The 12,234-nt window shown below is 39.7% G+C and carries 8 protein-coding genes; all 8 read left to right on the top strand.

The features are described from left to right. The 8 genes from QT16_RS16555 to QT16_RS16590 all read left to right on the top strand — a co-directional run bounded on the left by QT16_RS16555 (nt 1) and on the right by QT16_RS16590 (nt 12,107). A complete protein-coding gene (locus QT16_RS16555) occupies nt 1–345 on the top strand; it encodes a cupin domain-containing protein (RefSeq protein ID WP_002962963.1) in 345 nt (114 codons plus the stop codon). Nucleotides 346–347: 2 nt separating this feature from the next. Then, nucleotides 348–1,655: an MFS transporter gene (locus tag QT16_RS16560; protein ID WP_002962964.1), complete on the top strand. Its 1,308-nt coding sequence runs from the start codon at nt 348–350 to the stop codon at nt 1,653–1,655. Between the two features lie 74 nt (nt 1,656–1,729). Further along, nucleotides 1,730–2,662, top strand: a complete 933-nt coding sequence (locus QT16_RS16565) for a sugar kinase (RefSeq protein ID WP_039489409.1) — start codon at nt 1,730–1,732, stop codon at nt 2,660–2,662. 229 nt (nt 2,663–2,891) lie between these two features. Beyond that, a complete protein-coding gene (gene eda, locus QT16_RS16570) occupies nt 2,892–3,509 on the top strand; it encodes a bifunctional 4-hydroxy-2-oxoglutarate aldolase/2-dehydro-3-deoxy-phosphogluconate aldolase (protein WP_002962275.1) in 618 nt (205 codons plus the stop codon). A 14-nt stretch (nt 3,510–3,523) separates the two neighbouring features. After that, entirely contained in the window at nt 3,524–4,606 is a 1,083-nt protein-coding gene (fbaA, locus tag QT16_RS16575) for a class II fructose-bisphosphate aldolase (protein ID WP_039489411.1), read from the top strand. After that, entirely contained in the window at nt 4,603–5,565 is a 963-nt protein-coding gene (locus QT16_RS16580) for a class 1 fructose-bisphosphatase (RefSeq protein WP_002962277.1), read from the top strand. Before fbaA ends, QT16_RS16580 begins: the two co-directional genes overlap by 4 nt. A gap of 450 nt (nt 5,566–6,015) precedes the next feature. Continuing rightward, nucleotides 6,016–8,748: a poly(beta-D-mannuronate) lyase gene (locus QT16_RS16585; RefSeq protein ID WP_039489413.1), complete on the top strand. Its 2,733-nt coding sequence runs from the start codon at nt 6,016–6,018 to the stop codon at nt 8,746–8,748. Between the two features lie 326 nt (nt 8,749–9,074). Beyond that, on the top strand, nt 9,075–12,107 hold the full coding sequence (locus tag QT16_RS16590) for a TonB-dependent receptor (protein WP_039489415.1): 3,033 nt from the start codon (nt 9,075–9,077) through the stop codon (nt 12,105–12,107). The last annotated feature ends 127 nt before the right edge of the window (nt 12,108–12,234 follow it).

Raw genomic sequence — 12,234 nt, forward strand, 5'->3', positions numbered from 1 at the left:
ATGCAAAAGCAAAGCGCAAACTTTTCATTTGGTAACGAGACCGAAATAGAAGACTTAGGAAATGGTCTAAAACGTCAAATGCTAGGTTATAACGAAGAGCTAATGGCTGTTAAAATTTGGTTTGAGAAAGGGGCTATTGGTTATAACCATGCTCACAGACATTCTCAAGTAACGTATGTTGTTGAAGGTGAGTTTCACTTTAACATTGATGGCGTAACTAAAATCTTAAAACCGGGTGATAGCTGCTTAATCCCACCATTTGCTGATCATGGAGCTACCTGCCCAACAGGCGGAATCCTGATTGATACTTTTAGCCCCGCGCGTGAAGACTTTCTTGAGGATTAATTATGCAACTTAAAGGCTTACGTTGGTGGGTTATAGCGCTAATAGCGCTAGCTACCATTATTAACTATATCGACCGCCAAGCACTTAGTGTGCTTTGGCCGGACATTGTTGAAGATTTATTTCCTGATGAATCAGCGCTAGAACGTAAACAAATATACGCTAATATTTCTATTGTGTTTGTATTTGCTTATGCATTTGGTCAGGCAATCTTTGGTAAAATATTTGACTGGGTGGGCACACGCTTCGGTTTTGTACTATCAATAGGTGTTTGGTCTATTGCAACCGTTGCGCATGCATTTGCACAAGGTGTACTTAGTCTTAGTATTTTTCGCGCAATCTTAGGTGTAGCAGAAGCCGGTAACTGGCCTGGTGCAGCTAAAGGTAACGCAGAATGGTTCCCTACTAAAGAACGTGCTTTAGCACAGGGTATTTTTAACTCTGGCGCCGCAATTGGCGGCATTATTGCTATTCCTTTAATTGCTTATTTAACTATCTACTTTAGCTGGCAAATGGTGTTTGTTTTTGTTGGTGCATTAGGTTTCCTTTGGTTAGTTCCATGGTTAATTTTAGTTAAAGCACCGCCTAGCTCACATCCTTGGCTTACTGCCGAAGAACGTGAATACATTTTAACAGGTCAAAGACGTGTTGATGACAACGGTGATGTAACTGGCGAAGACGAAGAGGAATATAACCCTACAACTGCTGAGTTACTTTCTCGTAAGCAAAGCTGGGGTGTAATCATTGCCTCTGCCGCAATTGACCCAATTTGGTGGTTATTTGTTTTTTGGATCCCTATTTACCTAAACGAAGTATACGGTATGGATGTTAAATCTATTGGTATATACGGTTGGGTACCTTATGTTGGCGCTATGTTTGGTGCTTGGTTTGGTGGCTTATTGGCTCAAAATCGACTCAAAGCAGGTTGGAATACAGATAAAACACGTAAGCTTACTATTACGCTGGGTTGTTTAATTATGTTACCAGCGCTACTTGCAATGGCAAATCCAGGCGGACCAACAACAGCGGTACTAATTATGGCTGTTATCTTATTTGGTTTTCAAACTGCAATTGGTAACGTGCAAACACTACCAAGTGATTTGTTAGGTAAAAAAGCAGTGGGTACATTATCAGGTTTTTCTGGTATGGCGGCAAAGCTTGGTGCTGTAGGTCTTACATCGCTAGTACCTTTTCTTACTGCTGATGGTAACTACACACCAGCATTTGTAATTGGTGCTTCTTTAGCCATCATAGCAATGGCAGCTGTTTGGATTTTAATTCCAAAAATAGAACCTCTTAAAAAGCCTCAATAATCTAGATAATAACTGCTATGCCAACATATTTTGTATAAGTGCATAGCAGTTAACTACATAGGGTAACTTCCAAGATGAAAAATATTTACTTTATCGGTGAATGCATGGTCGAGCTTAGAGCTATGAGCGCGGCAACACTGCACCAATCATTTGCAGGCGATGTTTATAATTCTGCAGTGTATTTAAAACGTTGCTTCCCGCAGGTTACTACTTCGGTTGTTACGGCTTTAGGTCAAGATAATTTAAGTAAAAAAATGCTAGAACGCTTTGAGAGTGAACAAATAAATACGCAACTTGTATTTGCTCACGACACCAAAGTACCTGGTATGTACTACATAGAAACTGATGAGCATGGTGAGCGTAGCTTTATTTATTGGCGCAATGATTCTGCAGCTAAAAAGGTTGTTGATTTTTTAGATGCTGATGCACTCGAGCAGCTTAGCCAAGGTGATATGTTTTTCTTTTCAGGAATTTCATTAGCAATAATTGAAGAAAGTGCACGTGAAGACTTTTGGAAAGTGGTAAAGCAGCTTAAAGATGCTGGGGTTAAAATCGTTTTTGATCCTAATTACAGAGCACGTTTGTGGAATAGTGTAGAGGAAACAAAAGAGCAGTATCATTTAGCCTTTACGTTTGCAGATATTACCCTACCAGGCGTTGAAGATTTAACAACACTTTATGACGTTCATAGCGTAGAAGCAGTTGTTGAATATTTAAAGCCTTACCAAATTGAAGAAATTGTTGTTAAAAATGGCCCTGAATCGGTAGTGACAAAAGAGGGCGATACGCTTCAAAGCCACACCATAATACCGGTAACAAATGTTGTAGATACGACATCCGCAGGCGATGCCTTTAACGGTGTTTACTTAGGTGCACGTTTATCTGATAAATCAATTTCAAGTGCTGTACAACTTGCTGCAAAAGCGGCAGGGACTGTTATACAGCAACCAGGTGCTATTGCTCCAAAAGATATATTTCAGCTAGCAATGGCTGAAGCTGGGATCTGATACCAATTTTATTAAAAACATGATCACCTTAGCGTATTAAATAACTCACTAACTACGTTAAAAATTATTTATATAGAGCAACTATGTATCATAATTTTAGCCTTGTTATTGAGCTATTTTCTTGTCGCTATAATAGCTCATTAATTTAATGCAATTGGTATAACAAAATAATTAAACATTAAAGGCCGCCATACCTCGGCCGCATTACTTTTTATAAAGGAACAACGTTATGACTCGCTTTTCTGAACTTATGGCAGGACAAACACTGCTACCTATAATTCAAGCAGATACTCCAGAGCAAGGTGTTCAAATAGCGAAAGCTATGGCCAATGCTGGGCTTACTTTAGTTGAAGTAGTGCTAAGAACAGAGGCATCAATAGAGGCATTAAAAGCTATTAAAGCACAGGTGCCTGAGCTAAAAGTAGGTGCGGGAACAGTCATCAATACTGATATTTTGGAGCAAGCACTTGAAGCGGGTTCTGATTTTATTGTAACCCCAGCGGTGTCTCCTGCGTTACTAGAAGCACTTGCTAAATGTAATGTGCCGGTACTTCCTGGTGTATCAAACACCGGTGATATTTTAATGGCGCTTGAATATGGCTTTGAAGAGCAAAAATTATTCCCAGCATCGCTTGCCGGTGGCGCTCCTTTTGTGTCAGCTGTGTCGTCAGTATTTAGAGCAGTCAGCTTTTGTCCTACAGGTGGCGTTAGCGAAAGTAACAAAATGGACTATCTTTCTTTAAATAATGTATTCGCCGTTGGCGGTACTTGGATAGCGAAAAAAGAATGGGTTGAACAAGAAAATTGGCAAGCAATTACTGATTCTTGTATCCAGGCTTTAAAATAGAAAGGATTTCATAAATGAATTATTTAGCCCCAACAATACTACCAGGCGTAATCGTTGGCGACGAAGTAAGTGCTGTGTACGAGCATGCACGTACTAATCAATATGCGTTGCCAGCGGTAAATGTTGTTAGTACAACATCTATTAATGCGACGCTAGAAGCTGCTAAAAAGAAAAACTCGCCCGTTATTATTCAGCTTTCTAATGGTGGAGCACAATTTTTTTGTGGTAAAAGCTTATCTTTACCAGAGCAACAATCAGCTGTGCTTGGGGCGGTAAGTGCTGCAAGATATGTACATTCAGTGGCAGCACATTATGAAGTAGCAGTGATGCTTCACACTGATCACGCAGCTAAAAAGCTACTACCTTGGATTGATGGTTTGCTTGATGAAGGTGAAAGACACTTTGAACTGACTGGCAAACCATTGTTTAGCTCACATATGATTGATCTGTCAGAAGAGCCTTTAGAAGAAAATATCGAAATTTGTGAACGTTACTTAACGCGTATGGCAAAAATAGGTATGACGCTTGAAATTGAGCTTGGTTGCACGGGTGGCGAAGAAGACGGTGTTGATAACTCACACTTAGATAGTTCTGCTTTATATACTCAACCTGAAGATGTTGCATTTGCTTACGAACGCTTAAGTCGTATTAGCCCTAACTTTATAATTGCAGCCTCTTTTGGCAATGTTCATGGTGTATATAAACCGGGTAACGTTGTTCTTACGCCAACTATTTTAAAAGATTCACAAGCTTACGTATCAGAAAAATTTAATCTACCAAGCAACTCAATTAACTTTGTATTTCATGGTGGTAGTGGTTCTGAGTACAGTAAAATTGCAGAGTCTTTAACGTATGGCGTAGTGAAGATGAATATTGATACCGATACGCAGTGGGCGTGTTGGACAGGTATTTTAGATTACTACAAAGACAAGCAAGCATACCTACAAGGGCAAATTGGTAACCCTGACGGGGATGATAAGCCAAACAAGAAATACTATGACCCTCGTGTATGGCTGCGTCATTCAGAGCAAAGTATGGTTGCAAGGCTAGAGCAATGCTTTGACGATCTAAATTGTGTAAACAGGTATAGCGCATGAAAAGATTAAATACAGTATTGAAAGAAGACGGTGTAGATACCGATCTTATTTTACTTATTCGCACAATTTTAGCGACCAGTAAAGAAATTGCTTTTCGAGTAAGCCAAGGTGAATTAGCCGGTGTTTTAGGCTCAACTTTGAATGAAAACGTTCAAGGTGAAGTTCAAAAAAAGCTTGATGTAATCGCAAACCAACTACTTAAAGACATCCTACTTGATGATAGCAGTGTACGATCTGTTGCATCAGAGGAAGAAGATCATGCGGTAGGTGGCCACCCTGAAGGTAAGTTTATTGTTGCTTTTGACCCGTTAGATGGCTCTTCTAATATTGATGTTAATGGGCAAATAGGCACTATATTTACTATTTACTTAGCCCGTGATGATGTTCCTTTTGACAGCGACGAGCAATTTAGTCAGCCCGGTGTAAATCAAGTATGTGCAGGCTATGTGTTATACGGCCCTTCATCATTACTTGTAATGAGTACTGGCGGTCCTACGCGTTGTTATACGTTAGACTCAACACACGGCGGTTACTTACTGACAAATAAGCAGTTAAGTGTACCAGAACAAAGTCGTGAATTTGCCGTAAATATGGCTAACTACCGTTACTGGGACGAACCAACTCAAGTGTATTTTGATAAATTGCTATACACCTGTGAAAGCTTTGAAAAAAGCTCAATGCGTTGGAATGCAGCGATGGTAGGCGACGTTCATCGTATTTTATGCCGAGGCGGGTTATTTTTGTATCCACAAGATAAACGCAGTGGTAACGACAACGGAAAAATAAGACTGCTTTATGAAGCAAACCCGTTAGCACTTTTAGTTGAAAACGCAGGTGGTAAAGCAACCTCTAGAGGAACGCGAATTTTAGATATTGCGCCAACTAGCTTGCACCAGCGTGTGCCTGTTGCTTTGGGTTCAAATGAGCCTGTAGAGTTTTATAATAACGCCATGTTATAAACAGCACCCAAAAATAGGGGTAAAAAAATTGCCCCTTTTTTACCCTTAATTTTAATTTTCTTTGTAAATCATCCTCTTTATACAAACTCACTTCTTTTTTTTGTTGTCTTCAAATAAGAATACTTCACATATATTAAATAATATTACTTACTAAACCCTATATAAAACTAAGTTTTTACTATAAGGCTATGTATCTTCAACGTTATTTTTCACAATTGAATTCAATTTTTAACCAACAACAAAAGCCCAAGGTTAACTTGGTGTTTATTTATTGTTATTTAATTAGGTGGCGATAGTGGAAAAACTTATTTTATTGTGGTTATATTACCAAGTTGGTTAACAATTTATTTGCAATTCAAATAAATTTGGTAATAAACACATGATTTATTTGGTAACACACACAATAGATAGCCAAATATTAAAACTATAAATTTGGAGAATAGAGCCACCATGAAATTCAAACATTTTGCGCTATGCGCTATTGCAGCAGCAATCGTTGGTTGTGACACAAACTCAAACAACAATGACAACAACTTGGGCTCTATTGCTCTTAGTGGAACTGTTACAAGCGGACAAACATTAACAGCTGAAGTTAGTGACCCTGATGGTATCTCAGGTGACGTGACTTACTACTGGTATGCAGATGGTGAGGCAATTACTGGTGCAAATAGCGCTTCATTTACATTGACTGACGATCAGATAGGGTTACCAATTACAGTTCAAGGGCTTTATACCGATGATGGCGGTATTAATGAATCGCATATTACAGAACCAACCGCAGATGTTGCCGCAATCGCATTTCCTGCAAGTTTAACTATTACAGGTGACGCGCTAGTTGGTTCGCAACTAACTGCTAATGTAGCTGACGACAATGGCTTTGATGGCGATACAGTAACTTATAAATGGTTTGCAGATGACGTAGAAATTGCTGATGAAGCACTTTCAACGCTCACGTTAACAGACGCACAGTTTGGTACAGTTATTACAGTTAGTGCATCTTTTGAAGATAGCCGTGGGTTTAACGAGTCTGTAACTTCAGCCGGTACAGAGGTTGTCGCACGAACAAACTCAGAAGGCGAAGTTACAATTAGCGGCACGCCAACTGTTGGAAATACATTAACAGCAGAAATTAATGATACCGATGGGGCGACAGGAGATATCACTTATCAATGGCTTGCTGATGCAAAAGAGATAGATGGCGCAATAGAGAGCACCTTTACAGTTGATGCATCACTTTTAGGTCAAAAGATAAGTGTTCAGGTTGCTTATACAGATGATAATGGGTTTATCGAGGATAATACATCAGAGGAAACAATTGCTGTTTCTGCTGTTGCGGTTGACGAAGCCGGTAGCGTAGCCATTATGGGCGTAGTGCCTTATTTAACAACTGGCGAGTTAACCGCTGAGATAAATGATAACAACGGCGTCGAAGAGGCAAACGTTACTTATACTTGGTCTGCTGATGGCGTTGAAATAGCTGGGAGCAATAGTAAAACATTTACACCTTCTGATTACGCTGGCTCAATAATGTCAGTAAAAGCCACGTATACAGATAATGATGGCTTTGCGAGTGAGGTTACAAACTCACTTGATACACTGGTTTACACTCAATTAGTTAGTAACCCTGAAGCACTCCTTGGTGCTATAAGTGGCGGTTTAGCTGACGGTGATGTTATTGGTTTAAACACCGGTGTTTATGCTGATATGGACGCAATTTTATTAACCAGTGCAGTAACGCTTCGCGCTGTAGAAGGTCAAACTCCTGTACTTAGTGGTGAAGTATGTGTGCATGTAGCTGCTGGAGTAGATGGCGCTGGGTTAACAGGGCTTACCTTTAAGAATATAGATACTAAAGCGGGTGCATTTTGTGAAACCGAAGAGGGTGCTGTTATTTACTCAGAAGGGGATAACTTTACTTTTTCGCAAAACACGATGGATGGAGAAGAAGCGACACTCAATAACTCTGAATACCATTGGCTGATGATAAAAGGTCAAAGTGCGTTGGTTGAGCGAAATACATTTTCTAATCGAAATGTAGCAGAAAAAGGGTCTGTGATAAAAATATCATCATCAAGCTCTGATCACATTATTCAATATAATTTATTTAGTGACAGTGATAATCCAAACTTTGATCAATCAAGTTTATACTTAATCAATGCAGGTAGTACAACGGGTAGTGGCGCAGCTGATAACGCAAACTTTACTATTCAGTATAACCGCGTAGAAAACTTTGTAACGGGTCGTCGTTTAATGCGTGTACAAACTTCTGGCGCAACCATCAAAGGCAATACAATCGTAAATCCTAATGGTGGTATTTCATTAGAAGATGGTGGATTTAATAGTGTTACAGACAACATCATTATTCGTACTACAGATATTGCAAGCTCAAGCGACAGACCTGCTGGGGTATTGATCACACCACTTGGTCACACTGTGAGTAACAACTACATTGCTGGTATTCGTTCTGGTAATAAAGAAGCGGGCGGTATTGTATTTACGGCAAATCCATTTTCGCAAGCTGATGGCGGTGTGCCAAACTCGGGTAACCAAGCTGTACTTGATGCGGCTGGCGACTTTACACTAAATGTAACAAACAATACGGTTTTGAACTCACAGCAACCTATTGTATTTAGTACGGAAATTGGTTCTCGCGCTCCTGTTGCTGACTGTGATGAGTTAACCGCAGCGAATGCACCTGTACTCTATGGGCTGACCAAAAATGCGTTTGTTATAAACTTTAATGGAAATTTAATTGCAAACGGATTAGGCGATCAAACAGACGCAGATACAATAAACAGCAGTGCCACAACTCAAGGCCTATTTTACCCAAATACACTTGAAAGTGACCATGCTTTTGAATATGACTGTGACTTAATTAATCATGACAGCTCGCTGCTAAGTAACAACTTTGGTTATATGGATAGTCGAGTATCAGGCGATGCAAGCGGTGACTGGGTTGAAATTAGAAAACTAAATGGTAATGGCGCATTCGATACTGATGGTGCAATTGACCAAGACCCAGCAACTAACGGGAAAGAAGTGCTTGAGTACGTTACAGCAGCAAGTACGTTATTAGAAACTGACCCTGCAGGCCTTCAGGCAGAGGCGGGTGCTAAAGGTCTTCATTATATTCAATCATCTGAAGTAGGTGTTGGATCTACATGGAAAATACAAAACGATTAAGTAACCAATTAATCAGTTAACTTTTAAAAGCCCCAAATTTGGGGCTTTTTTTATTATTTATTAATAATCACAACACTTTTCTGAACCTACATTACCCATTTATCGACTAGTTTAGAGCTGTTTATATTCTAGCAAAAAACCTGCCTGACCTACTGGTAATGCCGTTAAGTTAAAATTGGTATACCTTATGGTAATATTAAAACGTCAAATTGGTTGATCATCGTGCTGGGTTTAAGTATATTAATGCCAAAGGTCACATAAAATATACATCAGCATAACAAGCTAACACACTAAAATCACACAACAACAACCAGCGGAGAATTCAAATGTCGTTGAAGTCACGAGATAACAATAATTCTACAACAGGGCAGTTTGCAATGCGCCCAGTTGCAAAATGGGTAAGAACAGCGGTCATCGCAGGTATGGCAAGTTCTTGCGTATTTACAGCAAGCGCACAGGAAGATCAGGGAAAAGCGACAGAAGTTGAAGAAGACGTTGAAATAATTAGTGTTACAGGTACACGTAGAACGATTCAAGACCAAATAGCAATTAAACGTGAAGCAACAACGGTAGTTGATGGCCTGTCATCTGAAGATATTGGTGATTTACCAGCACTGTCTATCGGTGAAGCACTAGAATCAATTACAGGTGCTGCATCTCATCGTGAAAACGGTGGTGCTACAGAAATCACTATCCGTGGTCTTGGTCCATTTTTAAGTGCAACACACATTAATGGTCGTGAAGCGACTAATGGTAGTGGTGACCGCTCAGTTAACTTTTCGCAGTTTCCTTCTGAACTTGTAAAAAAAGTAGCGATATATAAAACGCAAGATGCCTCAATGATTGAAGGTGGTGTTGCAGGTGTTATTGCACTTGAAACTATAACTCCACTTGATTTTGGCAAACAACGTGTATCAGCTGAAGTTAAACTAAATTACAACCCTGATGAAGGTAATGTAGATAACTCGCTACAAAGTGACGCGGGTTACCGTGGCACGTTTAGTTATGTTGATCAGTTTGAATTTGATAACGGCCAAGCCGTTGGTGTGTCTTTTGGTGTGCAGCGCCAAGAAATTAGTCAACCAGAGGCTGAATACAGAAGCTCTAGCCCATCAGGTTCTTCATTGTGGGCGTGTTTAAACGATCCGACTAATACCAATGAAGGTTTTTATCGCAGCAGCGCAGGCGACTGTGAAGACCAAGTTAATGGCAGTAGTAACCAAGGTTACGATACAGAAATTGATCCAGAAACAGGTAAAGCAGTAAGTGATGGGACTCCTTATGCTTGGACTGGCAGTAGCCGAAGCTTTCGTCAAAACGAGACATCTGATGAACGTGATGCAGTATTTTTTGCACTGCAATACCAACCGTCAGCTGATTGGGATGTTAACTTTGATGCACAAATTTCAGATAGAACACAACAAGAAGCACGCCACGATTTAATCTTTTTACAAAAACGTGCAACACCAGGTGTAACCGGTCCAACACTTGTAACTAACGATGTAGGCGGTATTTTACATTGGGAAGGTGAAGAGCGTATTGAATCAGCGGGTGAGCAATTTTCTCGTGAAGAAAACTACCAAGGTTATGGCATAAATATAGAACATACAGTTACCGATAGATTAACTGTTGACTTAGATTTAGCGTATTCAAAAACTGAACGTGAAGAACTTCAAATATCTAACCGTGGTAGAACATCAGGTCGTAATTTCTTTTCTTGGGACATGGGCGATGAAATTCCTCATTTCACACTGACAGATTTTGACGTAACAGATATTTCAAACTTTACAGATAGCCTAAGAACACGACTTGACCGTGAAAATGTTCGTGAAAACGAAGTTATCTCAGCGCGACTAGATTTTGACTATGCGCTAGATGGCAACGTTTTTACAAGTATTCAAGGTGGCATTAGAACATCTGAAATGACCTTCCTACAGTATGGTGGTAGCCAAGGTAACGGTTCAAGAAACGAATTTACACTAGACTCTGGTACTGAAGCGCTTGACGTATTACAAGGTTGTCAAATCGATTTCCCTGAATCAGGCTTTTTATCGAGTGTATCTGATGGTGATATCGTAACAAATATTGATAGCGACGGTAACGTTGTAGCTAGCGGTACAGGCTCATCATGGGCTACATACGACAACGTATGTTTCTCACAAGCTGTAGCTGGTTCTAACGCTGATGGTGTGTTTGCTTACCCAGAAGTGGAATATGAAAATGCAGGTACAATTGATGTAACAGAGAAAACAACATCAGTGTACTTAATGGCTAACTACGATACTGAAATGTTTGGCAAATTCATTCGCGGTAACTTTGGTCTTCGTATTGTAGACACAGATGTAACTTCGATTGGTTTTAGAAATAGCTTTGACGTAGTAACAAGTGACACAGGTATACTGTCTCTAGTTGAGTCTGATAACGGTTCACTGGATAAAATAAAAAGTGGTGGCGATTACACTAAGTATTTACCAAGCTTTAACCTAGTTATTGATTACAGTGAAGATATTTTATTCCGTGCAGGTATATACCGTGGTATGTCACGCGCAGATCCATCTGATTTAGGCTATAGCCGTACATTCCAAGAAGATACAGAAGGTACAGCAACATCAATCAGCGATTTATTAGTGGGTGTAAATGGTTCTGGTAATCCAGACACTCAACCACTTATGTCTTGGAACTACGACGCTGCGTTTGAATGGTACCCTAACGAAGATTCAATCTTAGCGTTAAGCCTATACTACAAACAGTTCAACGGTGGTTTTCAACAACAAACAGTAATTGAAGAGTTTACTGTTGCCGGTGAAACTGTTTCACTACCAATCACCAACTCTGTTACATCAGACGAGGACAGTGAAATACTAGGCCTTGAAGCTTCATTTTCTTACCGCTGGGATAATGGCATCGGTATGAAATTTGGTTACAACTATGCAGACACTGACTTTGAGTTCCAAGATAGCTTATACGGCGATACGTTTGAGACTGACGTAGATGGTAATACTACACAGTTAACTGACGGTATTATTGAGTCGGCTTCAGTACCTGGTTTTTCAAAGCATGTATTTAGTAGCCAGCTGTACTACCAAATTGGTGGGTTTGATACTGCCGTTATTTACAAATATCGTAGTGAGTATTTCCAACCATATACTACAAATGGTACTCGACTTCGTTATGTTGATGGCGTAGGTGTGTGGGAAATGCGCGCATCATACAAAATTGATGAGCACTTTAGAGTTAAAGCAGAAGCAATTAACTTGTTCAGCGCACCTAAATCACAAGATTTCTTTGTTGAAGGTAACCTAGGTGAAGTGAATGACTACGGCCCACGCTTATTCTTAGGCTTAAGCTACAAGCTGTAATAATAGTTAAACATTAAATCTCATTAAAAAGGCGGTTTTACCGCCTTTTTTGATCCTTAAATTCTTCAATTTTATATTTTCAATAGCGCTAATAAATAGTACTCAACACAGCTCGCTTTCTAATAAA

Source organism: Pseudoalteromonas distincta (genome assembly GCF_000814675.1).
Classification (GTDB): domain Bacteria; phylum Pseudomonadota; class Gammaproteobacteria; order Enterobacterales; family Alteromonadaceae; genus Pseudoalteromonas; species Pseudoalteromonas distincta.